17 protein-coding genes are annotated in these 19270 nt (G+C 62.6%); 9 read left to right on the top strand and 8 right to left on the bottom strand.

Annotation, left to right across the window (positions count from 1 at the left end):
- Positions 1-11 precede the first annotated feature (11 nt).
- Positions 12-338 carry a Grx4 family monothiol glutaredoxin gene (grxD, locus tag FFS12_RS10340; RefSeq protein WP_137886744.1) on the bottom strand — a complete coding sequence of 109 codons (327 nt, stop codon included), beginning with the start codon at positions 336-338 and terminating at the stop codon, positions 12-14.
- A 99-nt stretch (positions 339-437) separates the two neighbouring features.
- On the bottom strand, positions 438-2546 hold the full coding sequence (locus FFS12_RS10345) for a molybdopterin oxidoreductase family protein (RefSeq protein WP_137886745.1): 2109 nt from the start codon (positions 2544-2546) through the stop codon (positions 438-440).
- 429 nt (positions 2547-2975) lie between these two features.
- Between FFS12_RS10345 and FFS12_RS10350 the strand changes: the two genes are divergently transcribed.
- Positions 2976-3188, top strand: coding sequence for a cold-shock protein (locus tag FFS12_RS10350; RefSeq protein WP_108097521.1), 213 nt, complete (start codon positions 2976-2978; stop codon positions 3186-3188).
- Positions 3189-3261: 73 nt separating this feature from the next.
- On the opposite strand, the gene FFS12_RS10355 is transcribed toward FFS12_RS10350, so the two are convergent.
- Positions 3262-3492, bottom strand: a complete 231-nt coding sequence (locus tag FFS12_RS10355) for a hypothetical protein (RefSeq protein WP_137886746.1) — start codon at positions 3490-3492, stop codon at positions 3262-3264.
- Between the two features lie 502 nt (positions 3493-3994).
- Between FFS12_RS10355 and argF the strand changes: the two genes are divergently transcribed.
- Positions 3995-4915 carry an ornithine carbamoyltransferase gene (gene argF, locus FFS12_RS10360; RefSeq protein WP_137886747.1) on the top strand — a complete coding sequence of 307 codons (921 nt, stop codon included), beginning with the start codon at positions 3995-3997 and terminating at the stop codon, positions 4913-4915.
- A complete protein-coding gene (locus FFS12_RS10365; protein ID WP_137886748.1) occupies positions 4912-6021 on the top strand; it encodes an ABC transporter ATP-binding protein in 1110 nt (369 codons plus the stop codon). Before argF ends, FFS12_RS10365 begins: the two co-directional genes overlap by 4 nt.
- On the opposite strand, the gene FFS12_RS10370 is transcribed toward FFS12_RS10365, so the two are convergent.
- Entirely contained in the window at positions 6003-6110 is a 108-nt protein-coding gene (locus FFS12_RS10370) for a hypothetical protein (RefSeq protein WP_171011856.1), read from the bottom strand. The two genes, FFS12_RS10365 and FFS12_RS10370, sit on opposite strands and share 19 nt — an antisense overlap.
- 91 nt (positions 6111-6201) lie before the next feature.
- Positions 6202-6984 carry a PhzF family phenazine biosynthesis protein gene (locus tag FFS12_RS10375; RefSeq protein ID WP_137886750.1) on the bottom strand — a complete coding sequence of 261 codons (783 nt, stop codon included), beginning with the start codon at positions 6982-6984 and terminating at the stop codon, positions 6202-6204.
- Positions 6985-7426: 442 nt separating this feature from the next.
- Here FFS12_RS10375 and FFS12_RS10380 point away from each other — a divergent pair, with 442 nt between their 5' ends.
- Both FFS12_RS10380 and FFS12_RS10385 read left to right on the top strand, forming a co-directional pair.
- Positions 7427-8704 carry a hypothetical protein gene (locus FFS12_RS10380; protein WP_137886751.1) on the top strand — a complete coding sequence of 426 codons (1278 nt, stop codon included), beginning with the start codon at positions 7427-7429 and terminating at the stop codon, positions 8702-8704.
- An 84-nt stretch (positions 8705-8788) separates the two neighbouring features.
- Positions 8789-9565 carry a type IV pili methyl-accepting chemotaxis transducer N-terminal domain-containing protein gene (locus FFS12_RS10385; protein WP_137886752.1) on the top strand — a complete coding sequence of 259 codons (777 nt, stop codon included), beginning with the start codon at positions 8789-8791 and terminating at the stop codon, positions 9563-9565.
- A gap of 139 nt (positions 9566-9704) precedes the next feature.
- Here FFS12_RS10385 and glpK read toward each other — a convergent pair whose 3' ends face one another.
- Together glpK and ybaK are read right to left on the bottom strand one after the other, a co-directional pair.
- Entirely contained in the window at positions 9705-11192 is a 1488-nt protein-coding gene (gene glpK / locus FFS12_RS10390) for a glycerol kinase GlpK (protein ID WP_137886753.1), read from the bottom strand.
- Between the two features lie 63 nt (positions 11193-11255).
- A complete protein-coding gene (gene ybaK, locus FFS12_RS10395; protein WP_137886754.1) occupies positions 11256-11726 on the bottom strand; it encodes a Cys-tRNA(Pro) deacylase in 471 nt (156 codons plus the stop codon).
- 96 nt (positions 11727-11822) lie between these two features.
- Here ybaK and FFS12_RS10400 point away from each other — a divergent pair, with 96 nt between their 5' ends.
- The 4 genes from FFS12_RS10400 to FFS12_RS10415 all read left to right on the top strand — a co-directional run bounded on the left by FFS12_RS10400 (position 11823) and on the right by FFS12_RS10415 (position 18068).
- Entirely contained in the window at positions 11823-12581 is a 759-nt protein-coding gene (locus FFS12_RS10400; RefSeq protein ID WP_137818838.1) for a DeoR/GlpR family transcriptional regulator, read from the top strand.
- A 137-nt stretch (positions 12582-12718) separates the two neighbouring features.
- Complete coding sequence (glpD, locus tag FFS12_RS10405; RefSeq protein ID WP_137886755.1) at positions 12719-14257, top strand: glycerol-3-phosphate dehydrogenase; 1539 nt, start codon at positions 12719-12721, stop codon at positions 14255-14257.
- Positions 14258-14419: 162 nt separating this feature from the next.
- Entirely contained in the window at positions 14420-17170 is a 2751-nt protein-coding gene (locus FFS12_RS10410; RefSeq protein WP_137886756.1) for an autotransporter outer membrane beta-barrel domain-containing protein, read from the top strand.
- Between the two features lie 28 nt (positions 17171-17198).
- Entirely contained in the window at positions 17199-18068 is an 870-nt protein-coding gene (locus tag FFS12_RS10415) for an alpha/beta hydrolase (RefSeq protein ID WP_137886757.1), read from the top strand.
- On the opposite strand, the gene FFS12_RS10420 is transcribed toward FFS12_RS10415, so the two are convergent.
- The gene (locus FFS12_RS10420; protein ID WP_137886758.1) at positions 17998-19017 is read right to left on the bottom strand and encodes an alpha/beta fold hydrolase; all 1020 of its coding nucleotides are present in this window, start codon (positions 19015-19017) and stop codon (positions 17998-18000) included. The two genes, FFS12_RS10415 and FFS12_RS10420, sit on opposite strands and share 71 nt — an antisense overlap.
- Positions 19018-19270: the final 253 nt, after the last annotated feature.

Raw genomic sequence — 19270 nt, forward strand, 5'->3', positions numbered from 1 at the left:
AGCACTCTGAATCAGGCATCGGTCTTGTGCGTCGCCGCCTTGATCAGGGTTTGCAATTCACCCTTCTCGAACAGTTCCGCCATGATGTCGCTACCGCCGACCAGCTCACCGCCGACCCACAACTGCGGGAAGGTCGGCCAGTTGGCGTACTTCGGCAGGTTGGCGCGGATTTCCGGATTTTGCAGGATGTCGACGTAGGCGAACTTCTCGCCACAGGCCATGACGACCTGCGCAGCTTTCGACGAAAAGCCACACTGCGGGGCGTTCGGCGAGCCTTTCATGTACAGCAGAACGGTGTTGTTAGCGATCTGCTCTTTGATGGTTTCGATGATATCCATGGGGTACCTCAGCACTGGACTTTCCGACTCACGGGTCGGCACGGTGGCGGCATTGTAACGGAAAGCCAAGCACTTGGCTCGGCCTCCCATCCTGCAAGATTAAGCCGCTTCGACCTCGACGGGAACACCATTCAGCGCGGCATTGCCAGACAACGCATCGAGCTGACGCTCGTCGGTCAGATCGTTCGCGCTGGCGCCCGGCTGGGCGCTGGCGATCGCCATCTGCACCCCCGGCCGCTTATGGCCCCAGCCGTGGGGCAGGCTGACCACGCCGGGCATCATCTCCTCACTGACGGCGACTTCCACTTCGATAGCCCCCACCCGCGAACGCACCCGCACCAACTGGCCGTCGGCCAAGCCGCGCTTGTCCAGGTCTTCAGGGTTCATCAGCAACTGATGACGCGGCTTGCCCTTCACCAGGCGATGGTAGTTATGCATCCAGGAGTTATTGCTGCGCACATGGCGACGACCGATCAGCACCAACTCACCGGCCTTGGGCACGGGGTCCGCGGCGAAGCGCGGCAGGTCGCTCAAGAGCAAGGCTGGCGCGGCTTGGATCTGCTGCCCCGGGGTCTTCAGGCGCCCGGCCAGATTGGGCTTGAGCGCACCCAGATCGATGCCATGGGGGTGTTCTTGCAGCTTGGCCAGGGACAACTTGTGCTCAGACTTGTCACCATAGCGGCCCATACGCAAGCCCATGTCGATCATCTGCGCCGGCGCCATGGTCGGTTTCAGCTCCACGTCGATCTTGGCGGCGAAGGCCTTGGCCAGGCCGACGAAGATTTCCCAGTCGTGCAGCGCGCCTGCCGGCTTTTCCAGCACCGGCTGGTTGAAGCGGGTGACGTTGCGCACGGCGAAGCTGTTGAACGTCATGTCATAGTGATCATGCTCCAGCGGCCCGGTGGGCGGCAGGATCAGGTCGGCGTAACGGGTGGTTTCGTTGATATAGGGGTCGATGCTGAGCATGAACTCCAGACCGTCCAGGGCCTGCTCCAACTGGCGACCGTTGGGCGTCGACAGCACCGGATTGCCGGCAACCGTGACCAGCGCACGGATCTGCCCCTCGCCCGGCGTCAGCATCTCTTCGGCCAGCGCCGCCACCGGCAGTTCGCCGCCGTACTCCGGCAGCCCGGAGACGCGGCTGCGCCAGCGGTCGAAGTGAGTGCCGGAGCTGGAGGTCGTCAGGTCGATGGCCGCCTCGGTACACAGCGCCCCGCCCTCGCGGTCGAGGTTGCCGGTGACCAGATTGATCAGTTGTATCAGCCAATGACAGAGGGTGCCGAAGGCCTGGGTGGAGACGCCCATACGGCCATAGCACACGGCCTTGTCGGCGGCGGCGAAGTCGCGGGCCAGTTGGCGAATCGTTTCAGCAGGCACACCGCAGCGCGCGCTCATGGCGTCGGCGGTAAAGCCGGCAATGGCCTGGCGGGCCTCGTCCAAGCCGACGACCGGCAGATGGCTGGCGCGCCCCAGATTCTCCTCGAACAGGGTATTGAGCAGGCCGAACAACAGCGCCGCATCCTGACCCGGGCGGACAAACACATGCTGATCGGCGATGGCCGCGGTCTCACTGCGGCGCGGGTCGACTACCACTATCTTGCCGCCCCGCGCCTTGATCGCCTTCAGGCGCTTCTCAACATCCGGCACGGTCATGATGCTGCCGTTGGACGCCAAGGGGTTGCCGCCGAGAATCAACATGAAGTCGGTGTGGTCGATATCGCAGATCGGCAGCAAGAAACCATGGCCGTACATCTGCTGGCTGACCAGATGATGGGGCAACTGATCCACCGAGGTGGCGGAAAAACGGCTGCGGGTTTTCAGCAGGCCGAGGAAATAGTTGCTGTGGGTCATCACCCCGTAGTTATGCACGCTGGGGTTGCCATGGTAGGTGGCCACCGCATTCTGCCCATGGCGCGCCTGGATCTCGGTGAGGCGGCTGGCGACCAGTTCGAACGCCTCGCCCCAGTCGATGGCCTGCCATTCGCTACCGACCCGGCGCATCGGTTGGCGCAGGCGGTCGGGGTCGTTCTGGATATCCTGCAGGGCCACGGCCTTGGGGCAGATGTGGCCGCGGCTGAAACTGTCCTGGGCGTCGCCCTTGATCGAGAGGATCTGCTGCGCCCCGTCTTCCAGGGTGGTGGTCTCGATGGTCAGACCGCAGATGGCTTCGCACAGGTGGCACGCACGGTGGTGGAGAGTTTTGCTCATGGCCTAGCCTCGGGAATCTAGTTCTAGCCGACCGTTCGGCTCAGGGGAACCAAGACTATGGAGGCTGACGGGAGACTGCGCTAGGAGCGTTCGTCTTATGAATCGGCAGGCATCAGGCCTACCGATTTAACCCTGTGTCCAGCGTCAATAGCGCCGAGGTGCGTGGCTTTCCCATCACCTCAGTGCACCCCACGAGCAGCCCATTCCAGCCCATCTTTTCCTCTAAAAAAAATATCCACGTCCTAGCTAGTCGCATTAATCGCGCAAAGTGCGTATCTTTAGGCCACTGTGCTGCATGTGTACCGCGAATCGCAACTTGGTGTTTAGATCTCGATCCAACCATCTACACGAATCCGATAACTCTTTGCACTCAGTACTGGCACAGGTTACTGCCTGTGCCGCAATCCACTCTGTTCAAGGAGAAACACCATGGCTAATCGCGAAACTGGCACCGTTAAATGGTTCAACGATGAAAAAGGCTTCGGCTTCATCACCCCAAGCAATGGCGGCGCTGATCTGTTCGTACATTTCAAAGCAATCCAGAGCGACGGCTTCAAGAGCCTGAAAGAAGGTCAGACCGTTTCTTTCGTGGCTGCTAAAGGCCAGAAAGGCATGCAAGCCGAAGAAGTTCAGGTAGTCTAAGACTCCCTATTCTGATCAAAAAAGCCCCGCATCATGCGGGGCTTTTTTGTGCCCCGGTGTTAGCCCGGCGGGCTCAGAAAATCGGGTTATCGCTCTTGTCGATGCCGATGACTTTAGCCAGCTCCGCCAGTGCCGCGGTCTCGGCGTCAATTTTGTACTCGAAGTGCTGATCGGCGCAGATGCGATGGTAGACCGCGTCGGAATCATCCCACAGGCGGCGGATAGCCAGGAAAGCTTGCGGCTCCTTGCCGACCATTCTGGCCGCACTCCAAACAAGATGATGGGCAAAGGTGCGCTGGCTCATAAGACTTCCTGTTCTAGGCTCGCCGACAAGAGGTCGACTCTGGCTTTGAGTATGCGCAGTATCCGTGAGCAGCCCCAGCTCCCAGACGGATGGGCCGAAAACCTATGCCCAGGGTATGCAGCCACTTGCGCCACCCGCCACACCACTGCAAACAGGCCTTGATGATCGGCCTGCGCCTGGCTTTCATTGCCAACCCGTTGGGCCACAGTGTACAAATGCTCCCCTTCGCCGATACAGGCAGGCGCAATTTCATGCTGGATTGACCTGAATTGCAGACGCTGGGCACTGAACGCAAGGATAACCGTTGCAAGAGGCACCTTAGTTAACCTCTGTAGACCGCGCAGTTATTGAACTCTAATGACATGGCGCGACATTTCCTTATAAGATCGCGCCTTCCCCATTTCGTCGCACCGTGCGGCCCCCCAGCCGCTGGTCCCGCCTGTTTTTCTGGTAAAACCTGGCTTATCGACCGGCGCAACTGTTGTACAAAAGGTAGTTAATGATGAGCGCAAGGCACTTTCTCTCGCTAATGGACTGCACGCCCCAGGAGCTGCTGGGCCTGATTCGTCGCGGCATCGAGCTGAAAACCCTGCGCAATCGCGGCGTGCTCTTCGAGCCGCTGAAGAATCGCGTGCTCGGGATGATTTTCGAGAAAGCCTCGACCCGCACCCGCCTGTCGTTTGAAGCGGGCATGATCCAGCTCGGCGGCCAAGCGATCTTCCTCTCTCCGCGCGACACACAGTTAGGCCGCGGCGAGCCGATCAGCGACTGCGCCATCGTCATGTCGCGCATGCTCGATGCGGTGATGATCCGTACCTTCGCCCACAGCACCCTGAGCGAATTCGCCGCGCATTCGCGGGTCCCGGTGATCAACGGACTGTCGGATGACCTGCACCCCTGCCAACTGCTGGCCGACATGCAGACCTTCTTCGAACAACGTGGCTCGATCCAGGGCAAAATCGTGGCCTGGATCGGCGACGGCAACAATGTGTGCAACAGCTATATCGAGGCCGCACAGCAGTTCGACTTCCAGCTACGCATTGCCTGCCCCGAGGGTTACGAGCCGCATGCCAAGTTCCTCGCCCAAGCCGCAGACCGCGTGACCATCGTCCGCGATCCGCGTGAAGCCGTGGCCGGCGCCCATCTGGTGAGCACCGACGTGTGGACTTCGATGGGCCAGGAAGAGGAAACCGCCAAGCGTCTGGCGCTGTTCAAGCCCTATCAGGTGAACCGCGCCCTACTCGATCAAGCCGCCGCAGACGTGCTGTTTCTGCACTGCCTGCCGGCCCACCGCGGCGAAGAAATCAGTGAAGACCTGCTCGATGACCCACGCTCGGTGGCCTGGGATCAGGCGGAAAATCGCCTGCACGCGCAGAAGGCGCTGCTGGAGTTCCTGGTCGAACCGGCCTATCACCACGCATGAGCCAGCCCCTACTGCTTAGCCTGCGCGACCTGGCCTGTGGTTACCCCGAACACAAGGTCGTGCAAAACCTGCACCTGCACCTGAACGTCGGCGATATCGGCTGCCTGCTCGGGCCCTCCGGCTGCGGCAAGACCACCACGCTGCGCGCCATCGCCGGTTTCGAGCCGGTGCTGGAAGGCGAGATTCAGCTGGCCGATGAAGTCATCTCACGCGCCGGTTTCACCCTGGCGCCGGAGAAGCGCCGGATCGGCATGGTGTTCCAGGACTACGCACTGTTCCCGCACCTGAACGTGGCCGAGAACGTCGCCTTCGGCATCCGCAAACACCCCGAGCGCGAGCGGGTGACCGCCGAACTGCTGGAGCTGGTCAAGCTGTCCGCACTGAGCAAGCGCTACCCCCATGAGCTCTCTGGCGGCCAGCAACAGCGGGTGGCCCTGGCCCGTGCGCTGGCCCCGGAACCGCAACTGCTGCTGCTCGATGAGCCCTTCTCCAACCTGGATGGCGAGCTGCGCCGACGCCTCAGTCATGAGGTGCGCGACATCCTCAAGGCACGTGGCACCAGCGCGATTCTGGTCACCCATGATCAGGAAGAAGCCTTCGCCGTCAGCGATCACGTCGGGGTCTTCCATGAGGGCCGACTGCAGCAGTGGGACACGCCCTACAACCTCTACCACGAACCCCTGACGCCGTTTGTCGCGAGCTTTATCGGCCAGGGCTATTTCATTCGGGGTCAGTTGCTCAGTCACGACTCGGTGCAGACTGAATTAGGGGTGATCCGCGGCAACCGTGCCTACACCTGGCCGCCCGGCAGCGCGGTGGATGTGCTGCTGCGACCGGACGATATCGTCTACGCCCCGGACAGCGAGCAAAAAGCCTTGATCGTCGGTAAGACCTTCCTCGGCGCCGCCACCCTGTACCGCCTGCAACTTCCCACCGGCAGCCAACTGGAGTCGATCTTCCCCAGCCACGCCGATCACCAGCCGGGCGAGCAGGTCGGTATTCGCGTCGCCGCCGATCACCTGGTGGTATTCCCGGCCCCGGGCAGTGTGGCCGCACAGGTCGCGCTGCCGGATTCCGGCGTGCGCCGTTACAGCACCACCACCTGATCGCGGCCGTTGCCCTTAGCCTGATACAGCGCGCTATCGGCCCGCTGCAGGGTGTCTTCCCAGGGTTTCGCGGAGCAATAGCGACTCACGCCGACCGACAGGGTCAGACGCAGCTCCGGGCAGTTCTGCCAACTGGGGCCACGCTGAGCACCAGCATGCCATCCAACAGTCGATGCGTTCTCAGCTCAGCCAGAGCCGTCCGCTGGCGACCAACACCGAATGCCCGGCGATCTTCACCCGCTCGCCCTCCAACCGACAGAGCAACTCACCGCCACGCGCCGAGCACTGGTAAGCCGACAGTTCCTGCTTACCCAGGCGCTGCGCCCAGTAGGGGATCAGGCTGCAATGCGCCGCACCGGTCACCGGGTCTTCGTCGATGCCGATGGCCGGGGCGAAGAAGCGCGAGACGAAATCGTGCCGCTCGCCCACCGCGGTGATGATCACACCCAGCCAGGGCAGTTTGGCCAGGGCCGCGAAGTCCGGCTTACAGGCGCGTACCGCCTGTTCCGAGTCGAGCAGCACCAGCAGCTTATCGGTTCCCAGCACCTCCAGCGCCTCAACACCCAGTGCCTTAGCCAGCTCCTGAGGCTCGCCCAGCGGCTGTGGCACCTGCGCCGGAAAATCCAGCACCAGCCGAACGCCTTCCCGGGTGACGCGCAATTCGCCGGACTTACAGATGAACTCGATGCGCTCACCGGGCTCCTTGTACAACTCGAACAGCGCGTGGGCGGCGGCCAGGGTGGCGTGGCCGCAGAGCGGGACTTCCGTGGTGGGGGTGAACCAGCGGATATGCCAGGCGGCGCCTTCCTGTACCAGAAAGGCGGTCTCCGCCAGGTTGTGCTCGGCGGCGATCCGCTGCATCAGCTCATCCGCCAACCAGGCGTCGAGACGATAGACCATCGCCGGGTTGCCGCCGAAGGGACGTTCGCTGAAAGCGTCGATCTGATGGAATTCGAGGTGCATGGTCCCGCTCCTTGCCTGGAAAAAGATCACCTCAGCATGCCTCGCCGCGCGGCGGTGCGCCCAATACAGTCGGCGTTTTTTCCAGCGCTACAGCTGCCTGAGTGGGCCATGCCCGCGAAACGGGCACCATAAAAGCTTCGCGGGCATGGCCCGCTCCTACAGAAAGAATGATCTGCCATCGCCTGCCGCGGCCTGCACTGTCTCAAGGCAGGCCGAGCAATCAAGGTGCAACAGGGCCCGCCAAGGATTCCCGGAATCCGTCACTACTCCTTAACAAATCAGCAACTTAGCAAAGCTGGCATGGTGCCTGCTATGGCAGCCCCCGGTCAGCACAACGGCGTGTCTGCCACAACCGACAACGACGTCACGGTAGCCCTCTCCTTCGGAGCCTTGGGCACTGTGGCGTTTTTTTTTCGATTTTGGCCCATTAGGAAAGATACCCATGCGCTCGATAAGACTCTCTTTATTGTCCCTGGCCATTGCCAGCCCCGCCCTGGCCCATGCCGCCGCCGAGGAAGATTTCAGCAACCTGTTCACCCAGGGCAAACCCATCTTCGACGCCCGCTACCGCTACGAGCACGTCGATCAGGACAACGCCCTCAAGCATGCCAATGCCCAGACCCTGCGCACCCGCGTCGGCTTTCAGTCCGGCAAGTGGTACGGCCTCTCCGGCCTGGTCGAAGCCGACAACGTCAGCCGCATCGGCGACGCCAGCTACAACAGCACGCGCAATGGTCAGAGCGACTACTCGGTGGTCGCCGACCCGGATGGCAGCGAAGTCAACCAGGCCCTGCTGCGCTATGACCACAAGTACGGCAACGCCGTGGCCGGCCGTCAACGCATCAACCTGGACAACCAGCGCTTCGTCGGTGGCGTGGCCTGGCGCCAGAACGAACAGACCTATGACGGCGTGCTCGGCCAGCTCAAGCCGATCACCGGCATGACCCTGACCTACAGCTACATCGACAACATCAACAGCATCTTCGGCCCGGACAACGGCCGGTACGACAACAAGACCAACCCGGCCAACATCGAAGGTCACAGCCACCTGTTCAATGCCCAGTACGTGCTCCTGCGTGATTTTCGCGGCGCTCCGCAACTGACCCTGACCGGCTACAGCTACCTGCTCGGCCTGGACAACATCGCTGTGACCGGAGCCGCCGCGCTGGGCAGCCTGTCCAGCCGCACCAACGGCCTGCGCGCCAACGGTGCCATCGGCGCCTTCAGCGTCGTCGCCGAGTATGCCCAGCAGGAGGACTATGCCGACAACCCGCAGGAACTGGACAGCGACTACTACCTGGCCGAGCTGGGCTACACGCTCAAGGGCGCCGCGCTGAAGGGCGTCGCGCTGAAGGCCGGCTATGAAGTGCTCGGCGGCGACGAGGGGCCAGGCAACCGCGCCTTCCAGACCCCGCTGGCGACCAAGCATATCTTCCAGGGCTGGGCCGACGTGTTCCTCACCACCCCGGCCGACGGTATCGAGGATGCCTACGTCGGCTTTACCGCGCCCCTGCTCGGCGGCAGCCTGCAGGCCTGGTACCACGACTTCGACGCCGAGCAGGGCAGCGCCAGCTACGGCGACGAGATCGACCTCTCATACGGCCACCCCATCCCGGGCGTGCCGGGCCTGGTCGGCCTGGTCAAATACGCCAGCTACGATGCCGACGAATTCTCCGTGGATACCGACAAGTTCTGGGCGCAACTGCAATACACCTACTGATGACCCAAGCCCCGGCCTGCCGGGGCTTTCCGTTGAATCTGCGCGGCGGCCGCAACGCCGCCGCGCACCCCAGGAGAGACTCCTATGCTCAAGCGCCTCCTACTGCTGATCGGCCTGAGCCTGCTCAGCCTGCCGAGCTGGGCCGTGCTCAGCGATGCCGAAGCCATGAACCTGTCCGGCATGCAGCGCATGCTCAGCCAGCGCATCGCCAAGAATTACCTGATGATAGGTGCGGAGATCCGCACCGAAGTGGCCATCCAGCAGCTCGACCAGAGCGTGGCCAAGTTCGAGAGCAACTACCAAGCGCTCAGCCAATACGCGCCCACCGACGAGATTCGCAACGCCCTGAGCGACGCCGGGCGGACCTGGAACAGCTACCGCGAACTGGCGCTGTCACTCCCGGACAAACAACAGGCGCCGCAACTGCTGGAGCAGAGCGACCGCCTGCTGGCCCAGAGCGAGAAAGTGGTGCAACTGATCGAGAAACACACCGGCAGCCAGGGTGCGCGCCTGGTCAACCGCAGCGGCCGCCAGCGCATGCTCAGCCAGCGCATCGCCAAGCTCTATCTGGCCATGAGCTGGCACTTGCCGGTCAACCAGTTGGATGCGGAGTTCCAGCGCGCGGTGGAGGAGTTCGATGTGGCCCTGAAGGAACTGCAGAGCGCCGAGCAGAACACCCCGGCGATCAGCAAGGCCCTGCAACAGGTGGATGCGCAGTGGCGCTTCTCCCGCGCCGGCTTTCGCCTCTCGGCGGACGCTCGCTACGTGCCAACGGTGATCACCACCACCACCGAGACCCTGCTGTCGCAGATGAACGAGCTGACCAAGGCTTATGAAGGGGTGATGCAGGCGGGCTCTTAACCCACAGTGCCTCTTGATGCGCCCGCAGGGTGCGATATGAGCCGCACCATTGCCGATGCGGTTGGGAACGGACCACGGTATCTCGATCGGTAGGCTGGCGCTCTACCCAGCCTACCCAGCACGTCGTGCCTAAACCACTTCAGCCTTCGCTGCGCACCCGCTGCACGGCATCCAGCCAGCCGGCGTAGAGCTTGCGGCGGTGGTCCTCAGCCATTCGCGGGGTAAAGCGCTGTTGCCGATGCCAGTGCCTGGCGATGGCCTCCAGGTCGGGATAGAGACCGGCCTGCAGTCCAGCCAAGTACGCCACACCCAGCGCGGTGGTCTCGGTCACTTCCGGGCGCTCCACCGGCACACCGAGGATGTCGGCGAGAAACTGCATGACCCAGTTGTTCTCCACCATGCCGCCATCAACCCGCAATGCGCTGGGCGCAGCGGCACCGTCCTGACGCATGGCTTCGAGCAGGTCGCGGGTCTGGTAGCAGACCGACTGCAGGCCGGCGGTGACGATCTCCTTGATCCCGGTATCGCGGGTCAACCCGAAGATCGCCCCCCGCGCCTTCGGGTCCCAGTACGGCGCACCGAGCCCGGTGAAGGCCGGCACCAAGTAGACGCCGCAGGCATCGCCGGTCTGCTCGGCCAGGGCTTCGGTGTCGCGCGCATGGCTGATCAGCTTGATCCCATCGCGCAGCCATTGCACCGCCGCACCGGCGACGAAGATGCTGCCCTCCACCGCGTAGGTGACCTTGCCGTGCAGGCGGTAACCGACGGTGGTGAGCAGGCGGTGTTGCGAGGCGACGGGCTGGTCGCCAGTGTTCTGGATCATGAAGCAGCCGGTGCCGTAGGTACTTTTCACCATACCGGGCTGAAAGCAGGCCTGGCCGATCAGCGCGGCCTGTTGGTCGCCGGCCATCCCCAGCACCGGGATGCTGGCGCCGAGCAGGCTCGCGTCGGTGCTGCCGAAGTCCGCCGCGCAATCCAGCACCTCCGGCAGCAGACTGGCCGGGATCTCGAACAGTTCGAGCAGCTCGGCATCCCACTGCTGCGAGTGGATATTGAACAACAGGGTGCGCGAGGCGTTGGTCGCGTCAGTCTTGTGCGACTTGCCGCCGGTCAGGCGCCACAGCAGGAAGCTGTCGACGGTGCCGAAGCGCAACTCGCCCCGCTCGGCGCGCTCGCGGGCGCCCGGCACCTGTTCGAGAATCCAACGCAACTTGGTGGCAGAGAAATAAGGGTCGATCAGCAACCCGGTCTTGGCCGCCACCGTCGCCTCATGGCCTGCCGCCTTGAGTTCGGCACAGTAATCGGCGGTACGTCGATCCTGCCAGACGATGGCCGGATGGATCGGCGTACCACTGACGGCATCCCAGACCAGGGTGGTTTCCCGTTGGTTGGTGATGCCGATGGCGGCGATTTCAGCGGCGTTCAGCCCACTCTGCTGCAACGCCTCGCGGCAGACCTTGAGCGTACTCAGCCACAGCTCTTCGCCGTCATGCTCGACCCAGCCGTCCTTGGGAAAGTACTGCTTGAACTCCTGCTGCGCCCGCGCCACCGGCAAGCCCTGGGCACTGAAGACAATCGCCCGACTGCTGGTAGTGCCTTGGTCGATGGCAAGAAGGTACTGGGGCATCACGGCTTCCTTATTATTTTGACGGCGTAATTGTTGTGATTCCAACCGGCGATTTGCGTTGGTTTAATCGCGACCGATGGCGGCGAACTGAGCTTGGCACTGTTGCGCGAGGACATCCGCAGTCAATTCCACCTCCAGGCCCCGGCGACCGGCGCTGACGTAGAGAGTCGAATGGCGCTTGGCAGATTCATCGATAAAGGTGCGCAGGCGCTTCTTCTGCCCCAACGGACTGATACCGCCGAGCAGATAACCGGTGGCCCGTTGCGCGGCAACCGGATCAGCCATATCGGCCTTTTTCACGCCGGCGGCCTGGGCCAGCGCCTTGAGATCCAGGCTGCCGGCGACCGGCACCACCGCGACCAACAACTCGCCCTTCTCGCTCGCCGCGAGCAGGGTCTTGAACACCCGAGCAGGCTCCAGACCGAGCTTCTCCGCCGCCTCCAGCCCATAGGAAGCGGCCTTGGGATCATGGCTATAACTGTGGACCCGGTGCTCGGCACGGGCTTTTTTCAACAGGTCGATGGCAGGGGTCATGTTCGAATGTGAAAATAATCTGACAAAGTTCGCGTACCTTAGCCGAAAAACGCCGCGCCGACAGCCTATAATGCCGACCAAAATAAGGAAGCCTACATGAACTTGGCGCCCCGACAGCAAAGCATTCTCGACCTGGCCCGTGAGCGTGGCTACGTCAGTATCGACGAACTGGCGCAAGCCTTTGCCGTGACTCCGCAAACCATCCGCCGCGACATCAATCAGCTGGCCGAACAAGGCCTACTGCGGCGTACCCACGGTGGCGCCGCGAGCGAGGCCTCCAGCACGCAGAACACCGCCTACGCCATGCGCGCCGGGCTGATGCGCGAGGAAAAGCAGCGCATCGCCGAAGCCATCGCCGCGCAGATTCCCGACCACGCCTCGCTGTTCATCAGCATCGGCACCACCACCGAAGCCATCGCCCGCGCCCTGCTCAATCACCGCGGACTGAAGGTGATCACCAACAACCTGCACGTCGCCGCCCAGCTCAGTGACAAAGCCGACTTCGAGGTCTTGGTCGCCGGTGGCACGGTGCGCAGCGATGGCGGCATCGTCGGTCAGGCCGCGGTCGATTTCATCCAGCAGTTCAAGGTCGACTTCGCCCTGATGGGCATCAGCGGCATCGATGAAGACGGCAGCCTGCTGGACTTCGACTATCAGGAAGTACGGGTCTCCCAGGCGATTATCGACAACGCCCGACAGGTCTTCCTCGCCGCCGATTCGAGCAAGTTCGGCCGCAATGCGGTGGTGCGCCTGGGTTCTATCGGCCTGGTCGACCGGGTCTTCACCGACAGCGCGCCCCCCGCCGCGGTGGCCCGGCTGCTGGCGCAGCAGAAGATCCAACTGCACCTGGTCTGACCTCTCACCTCCAGTAAAACCCCGCGAACAGCCACTCGGCGCGCAAGCGAACTTGCGGCTGGCCAATGGCGAAGCATTCGACTACTATTTTCGAAAATGAACATTTAAACGTTCGCTTTCGACTTTAGAGGCTCGCAATGCGCTCAAACCACAACCTCAGCAACTCGCTTGCCGAAGTCTATGACCTCGCGGTAGTGGGGGGCGGCATCAATGGTGCGGGCATCGCCGCGGATGCGGCCGGGCGCGGCCTGTCGGTGTTCCTTTGCGAAAAGGACGATCTCGCCCAACACACCTCGTCCGCCAGCAGCAAACTGATCCATGGCGGCCTGCGCTACCTCGAGCACTACGAGTTCCGCCTGGTACGCGAAGCCTTGGCCGAGCGCGAAGTGCTGCTGGCCAAGGCGCCGCATATCGTCAAACCCCTGCGCTTCATCCTCCCCCATCGGCCCCACCTGCGTCCGGCCTGGATGATTCGCGCCGGTCTGTTTCTCTATGACCACCTGGGCAAGCGCGAGCAACTAGCCGGCTCACGTAGCCTGCGTTTCGGCGCCGGCAGCCCGCTGAAAGCCGAGATCAGCCGCGGCTTCGAATACTCCGATTGCTCGGTCGACGATGCCCGTTTGGTGGTGCTCAACGCCATGGCCGCGCGGGAGCATGGCGCCCATGTGCATACCCGCACCCGCTGCGTCAGCGCGCGGCGCAGCAAAGGGCTGTGGCATATCCACCTGGAACGCGCCGACGGCAGCCTCTATTCGATTCGCGCTCACGCCCTGGTTAACGCCGCCGGCCCTTGGGTGGCGCGCTTTATTCAGGATGATTTGCAGCAGAAGTCGCCCTATGGCATCCGCCTGATCCAGGGCAGCCATATCATCGTGCCGCGCCTGTTTGACGGCGAGCAGGCGTATATCCTGCAAAACGAGGACCGCCGCATCGTCTTCGCCATTCCCTATCTCGAGCGCTTCACCCTGATCGGCACCACTGACCGCGAATACCGAGGCGATCCGGCCAGGGTCGCGATCAGTGAAGAAGAAACCACTTACCTGCTGCAGGTGGTCAATGCCCACTTCAAGCACCAGCTCGGCCGTGCCGACATCCTGCACAGCTTCGCCGGAGTGCGGCCGCTGTGCGATGACGAGTCGGATGATCCTTCGGCCGTGACCCGTGACTACACCCTGGCGTTGTCGGCTTATCCAGGCGAGGCACCACTGCTGTCCGTCTTTGGCGGCAAGCTGACCACCTACCGCAAACTCGCCGAGTCGGCCCTGGCGCAACTCACACCGTACTTCAAGAACCTGCAACCGAGCTGGACCGCCAGCGCCCCGTTACCCGGAGGCGAACAGCTGGAAAGCCTGAGTGCGCTGATCGAAGCACTGTGCGAGTGCTTCGGTTGGCTGCCAACCAGTCTGGCGCGGCGCTGGGCCAGCACCTACGGCAGCCGCGTCTGGAGGTTGCTCGACGGCGTAAACGACCTCGGCGATCTCGGCGAACACCTGGGCGGCGGACTCTATGCCCGTGAAGTGGACTACCTGTGCCGCGAGGAGTGGGCCATGGAAGCCGCCGATATTCTCTGGCGGCGGACCAAGCTGGGGCTGTTCCTAACGGCCTCTCAACAAGCGCGGCTGGGGGCCTATCTGAAAAGCAAACAACGAAACACACCCCCAGGCCATGCGGCCTGAATAGCGGAAGCGGCGAGATATAACGAAAGTCATGTACACAACGCTTGCGTGATAGCGCAAAGCCATTAGGATAAGCGCCTGGCAGGAAGCCAAGCGCCTAATCTCTCGGGATCGCCTGAACGCTCCTTCTGCCCTTTATAAGGCCGGCTTAAGGAGTAAACCGTGGCCCTTCCGCTTTTCCGCAAGACCCTGCTCGCCCTGGCGATTACCGCCTCCCAACCGCTATTGGCCGAAACTGCCAATCTCACTGGATCGCAGGCCACGCTCTACTCCAGCAACTACTGGGGCCCCCTTACTATTACTGGCCAAGCATCTGGCGACGGATATGCGGTTGATCTGAACTCAAGCTTTTTCCATTTCTTTCCGAGCATCACCAACCAAGCCAACCTGAGCGCCTCCGGCGAAGAGGCGAAAACCCTAGCCCTGAGTGGCTCAGGCATCCCTAGTCCGTTCTCGGGGATGGAGATAGTGGGGGGTAATCTGACCAACGAAGGACAGATCAATGCGAACGGTGGGAACGCTAGCGGAATTTACCTCGGCAACGCGGCAATCCTCCTGTTCGGCGATCTGAATAATTCAGGGAGTATCGCCAGCACCGGAACCAACGCCGCAGGTATTCGGCTCAGTAACCTAGCCAGTATTTTTCTGGGGGACCTGAACAACGCCGGAAATATTAGCGCCAGCGGAACTGGAGCGGCCGGAATTAGCCTCTCCTCAACCGCCTATATTTCAGAAAACCTGAACAATAACGGGACTATTCAGGCCGACGGCTTGGGTGCCAAGGGGATTACGCTGTCTGAAGCAATAGTCTCAGGGGATTTGCAGAACAGCGGCAGCATCGAAGTCAGCGGCGAGTCCAGCACCGCCATCTCGCTTGAGAGTGGCAGCTCAGTCGAGGCTATTAGCAATCTTGAGAGTGGCCTGATTAGCGCCACTGGTGATAACAGCCGTGGTGTCTCAATTGCGCAGGGCAGTCTGCAAGCAACCCCCACATCGCTGACTAACTACGGACTGATCCAGACCAGTGGCCGTGAAAGTGTCGGCGTCTTTATCGACCATCCAAAAAACCTGTCCATCCTGATCAATGAAGGCGAAATCTCATCCCAAGGTATTGATAGCCGGGCCATCATGCTAGGCAACGGCTACCCAGGAGACCCGCCAGCTACTCAAGGACTGCATCTAATCAACGTCGGCACACTTCACGCAGAGGGAATAGCTATCGAAGTGGCCAACAACCCCGCGAACTATGACGGGCCCTACCCTTGGGCCGGCATCGATATGTGGGAAGGCCAGATTGAAGGCGGGCAGGCTGCGATTAAAGGCGCCGGAAATGTTGTACTGAACTTCGATGGAGGTGAAATCCGTGGCGATCTGCTCGGGCTTCAGGCCATGTACGCCTCTGGCGATGCCCTGTTTAATGGCCACCTGATTCAAAGCCCTACTCTTTGGGTGTCATCACTCGAGCTAGGTCAACCTCACACTCGGCTTGAAGGTGACTTGAAATTAGGTCGCAGCAACCTCGACCTCAACCTGCATGCGCAAACCGATCCCCATCGCGCCATTCTGGAGGTCAGCGGTAATGCTCTGTTCGGTTACTATGGCCAGAGTCAGATTCGCCTGAAGCCCGCCACGGAAGACTTCCGCGGTCTGCCGCTACGCGAATATGTGCTGGTTTCCGCAGCGCAGATCGACGATCAAGCCGCACCTTATGACTATGGCCTCCAGGTCACCAGCCTCTCCGACCTGCTACAGATAGAAAGCTACAAGATCACTGACACCCAGGTCACTGCGGTGGTGAGAGGTATGTCCACCGCGCAAGTCGGCGAGTATCTGAGCGAACATGGCGCCCAGTCTCATCTGCTGCCCGCCTTTACAGCCTTCTACGGCAATACGCTGGGCAATCTGAGCAACGAGGATCCGCTGTTCGAGGCCACTGTCGGCAGCAACGACGAGGAACTGGTACGCCTGGCCGAGCAACTTGCCCCCGAGGTGGACGGTGCCGCCGGGCAGACCGCCGTCAGCAACCAGAATCTGCTCGGCAACGTCCTGCAAGGGCGCAGTGCCAGTCTGCGCCAGGGCCTGTCCTCCGGCGATGGCCTGAGCGAGACCGGCGCCTGGGTGCAGGTGCTGAACAGCGACGCCGACCAGGGCGAGCGCAGCGGCATTCCCGGCTATGACGCCGACAGCCAGGGCATCGCCGTCGGCGCCGACGGCAAGCTGAATGCGCAGACTACCCTCGGCCTGGCCTACAGCTACCTGACCAGCGACGTTCGCAGCCAAACGGGCAACAAGACCGATATCGAAGGCCATGCGCTGACCCTCTATAGCGGCTTCGAGCAAGGTGCCTGGTTCGTCGACGCCGGCCTGACCTATGGCCAGAGCGATAATCAGAGCAAGCGCTATATCGCCGGCACCCGTGCCAAGGGCGATTACGACAGCGACCTCTTGGGCTTCAACCTGCTCGGCGGCTACGGCTTCGACCTAAGCCAAGGCCTGTTGCTGGAGCCGCGCGTAGCGGCGCGTTACAGCAACGTGCTGATCGACGGCTTCCGCGAGAAGGGCTCGTCGGCCGCACTGGAGGTCGGCAGCCAGCGTTACGAGGTGGGCGAACTGGGTGCCGGTGTGCGCTTGGCCGGCGACTTCGCCGCCGGCCAAGGCAGCCTGGAGCCGGAAGCCAAGCTGATGGCCTATCACGACTTCATCGCCGATCGGGTCAGCAGCACCAGCGCCTTCGTGGTCGGCGGCGTGCCCTTCGTCACCAGCGGCGCCAAGCCGGCGCGCGACAGTTACGAAGCCAGCCTGGGGCTGACCTACCACCTCGGCGCGGTCAGCCTCGGCGTCAGCTACGACTATCTGACCAAGGCGGACTTCTCCGCCGACACCGTGCAGGCCAGGGTCCGCTACGATTTTTGATCTGACCTGCCCGTACCCAGGCCCGCATATGCGGGCCTGGTTGTTCCTGCTGGGCACTATCGGTGCGGGCCTCGGGGGTTGCACCAGTCCTGGCGCCACCTTGGAGCGGCTGGCGCAGGCGCATGCCCACCAACTGGTTAGCCTGGAAACCCGGCCATTCCAGCTCCGGGCGGCACTGCCAGCGACCTCATCCACTTCAGCAAAGCCGCTGCGGGTATACCTGGAGGGCGACGGCCGGGCCTGGATCACACCAACCCAACCCAGCCTGGACCCGACACCGCGCGATCCGCTGCTGGCGCGGCTGGCCATGGAAGATCCGCAGCCCAGCATCTACCTGGCACGCCCCTGCCAGTACCTGAGCTCGCCCGCTTGCGCGCCACGCTATTGGACCGATGCACGTTTCTCCAAAGAAGTGCTCGGCAGCCTGGAGCAAGCCCTGGATCAGCTCAAACAGCGCTATGGCAACCGTCACTTCGAACTTATCGGTTACTCGGGCGGTGGCGCCCTGGCCTTGCTGCTGGCCGCACGCCGGAATGACATCGCCCAGGTGCAAACGCTGGCCGGCAATCTGAGCCCGCGCCGCTGGGCGGAACGGCTCGGCCTGACGCCGTTGCAAGGCTCGCTGGAACCGCTGGACTTTGCCGAACGCCTGAGGGAATTGCCTCAGCGCCATTTGACCGGAGCCGAGGATCGGGTCGTACCGGCCAGCCTGCTGGACGAATACGCCGCGCGGCTAGGCTCGGCCGACTGCCTGGAGCTACACAGGCTTGCCGGCGTTAGCCACCATGCCGGCTGGCTCGAGCGCTGGCCGCAATGGCGCGACCGGCCTATTGCATGTAAGACAGCACCGGCGCAGGCAACCGAGCGAATTGGGGCCCACCGAGTTGGTGCGCCTTGAGATGCGGCAACACCGCCGCCAGCAGCGGTTCCTTGAAGGCCTCCTGAAAACGATGGGCCAGCCCGGGGATCAGCTTGAGCTCGGCGCCCTTGATATGCGCGGCCACATGCACGCCATGCATCACCGGCAGCAACGGGTCGGCGGTGCCGTGGACCACCAGGGTCGGCAGCCGCAGGCGGTTGAGCAGTTCGACCCGGCTGGGTTCGGCGAGGATGGCCAGCAGTTGGCGCTGCACGCCCTCGGGGTTGAAGGCGCGGTCGTAGGCGCGGGCGGCCTGGCGCAGCAGTTTGCTGCGGTCGTCGCTGACCTCAGGGCTACCGAGGGCGGCGAGCAGGTCGGCCTGCTGTTCGAGGGCGACCGCCCGGCTGGGGGCCTCGCGCCGGGCCAGCAGTTCCAGCAGCGCCTGGCTCGGCGCCGGCAGGCCTTGGGCGCCGGAGCTGGTCATGATCAGGGTCAGGCTTTGCACCCGTTGCGGGGCGAGATCGGCCAGATGCTGGGCGATCATCCCGCCCATGCTGACACCCAGCACATGGAAGTTCTGCACGTGCAGCGTGTCCATCAGCCCCAGGGCATCGCCGGCCATATCGCGCAGCTGGTAAGGCGCCGCCACCGCCAGGCCAAGCCGGTGACGCAACACCTCATAGCTCAGGTTGGCCGCCGGCGGCGTGCCGCGCCAGGCGGACAGGCCGACATCGCGGTTATCGAAACGGATCACCCGGAAGCCCTGCTCGCACAGACGCGCGACCACCGCATTGGGCCAGTGGATCAGTTGGCCGCCGAGGCCCATGACCATCAGCAAGGCCGGATCGGCAGCGCGACCGATGCTCTGGTAGGCCAGACGCACCTCGCCCACCTCGACGATTTCGGTCGGTACCCGCGGATCGCAGGTCGATGCCGCCAAGGACGGCAAACCGCACACCAGTGCAGCCAGGAAAAGTAGCGCACGCATAAAAAACACCAAAACGCAGAACCCCAGTAGACAGACTGTGTGAAAACTACTGCACTCGGTTATACGGCGTTAAAAACAGGCTCAAAATGCTCATTTACAACACGTAAATTGCGCTTTATCGCCTGTTTTTGCCTTGTCTAACCTTCGCTCGCTACGTTTTCACACAGTCTGTAGAACGCGAGTTTGGTGATATCCATGCGAGCGCGCTGCCACAAAACCATGACAATTTGATGAATATTGCCGAGCGGTCGCT

The organism is Pseudomonas sp. 2FE (genome assembly GCF_005503735.1).
Lineage (GTDB): Bacteria > Pseudomonadota > Gammaproteobacteria > Pseudomonadales > Pseudomonadaceae > Aquipseudomonas.

Bases quoted from the DNA above. Each gene is read 5' to 3' on its own strand.
- grxD (WP_137886744.1), bottom strand. From the start codon at position 338: ATGGATATCATCGAAACCATCAAAGAGCAGATCGCTAACAACACCGTT.
- FFS12_RS10345 (WP_137886745.1), bottom strand. From the start codon at position 2,546: ATGAGCAAAACTCTCCACCACCGTGCGTGCCACCTGTGCGAAGCCATC.
- FFS12_RS10350 (WP_108097521.1), top strand. From the start codon at position 2,976: ATGGCTAATCGCGAAACTGGCACCGTTAAATGGTTCAACGATGAAAAA.
- FFS12_RS10355 (WP_137886746.1), bottom strand. From the start codon at position 3,492: ATGAGCCAGCGCACCTTTGCCCATCATCTTGTTTGGAGTGCGGCCAGA.
- argF (WP_137886747.1), top strand. From the start codon at position 3,995: ATGAGCGCAAGGCACTTTCTCTCGCTAATGGACTGCACGCCCCAGGAG.
- FFS12_RS10365 (WP_137886748.1), top strand. From the start codon at position 4,912: ATGAGCCAGCCCCTACTGCTTAGCCTGCGCGACCTGGCCTGTGGTTAC.
- FFS12_RS10375 (WP_137886750.1), bottom strand. From the start codon at position 6,984: ATGCACCTCGAATTCCATCAGATCGACGCTTTCAGCGAACGTCCCTTC.
- FFS12_RS10380 (WP_137886751.1), top strand. From the start codon at position 7,427: ATGCGCTCGATAAGACTCTCTTTATTGTCCCTGGCCATTGCCAGCCCC.
- FFS12_RS10385 (WP_137886752.1), top strand. From the start codon at position 8,789: ATGCTCAAGCGCCTCCTACTGCTGATCGGCCTGAGCCTGCTCAGCCTG.
- glpK (WP_137886753.1), bottom strand. From the start codon at position 11,192: ATGCCCCAGTACCTTCTTGCCATCGACCAAGGCACTACCAGCAGTCGG.
- ybaK (WP_137886754.1), bottom strand. From the start codon at position 11,726: ATGACCCCTGCCATCGACCTGTTGAAAAAAGCCCGTGCCGAGCACCGG.
- FFS12_RS10400 (WP_137818838.1), top strand. From the start codon at position 11,823: ATGAACTTGGCGCCCCGACAGCAAAGCATTCTCGACCTGGCCCGTGAG.
- glpD (WP_137886755.1), top strand. From the start codon at position 12,719: ATGCGCTCAAACCACAACCTCAGCAACTCGCTTGCCGAAGTCTATGAC.
- FFS12_RS10415 (WP_137886757.1), top strand. From the start codon at position 17,199: ATGCGGGCCTGGTTGTTCCTGCTGGGCACTATCGGTGCGGGCCTCGGG.
- FFS12_RS10420 (WP_137886758.1), bottom strand. From the start codon at position 19,017: ATGCGTGCGCTACTTTTCCTGGCTGCACTGGTGTGCGGTTTGCCGTCC.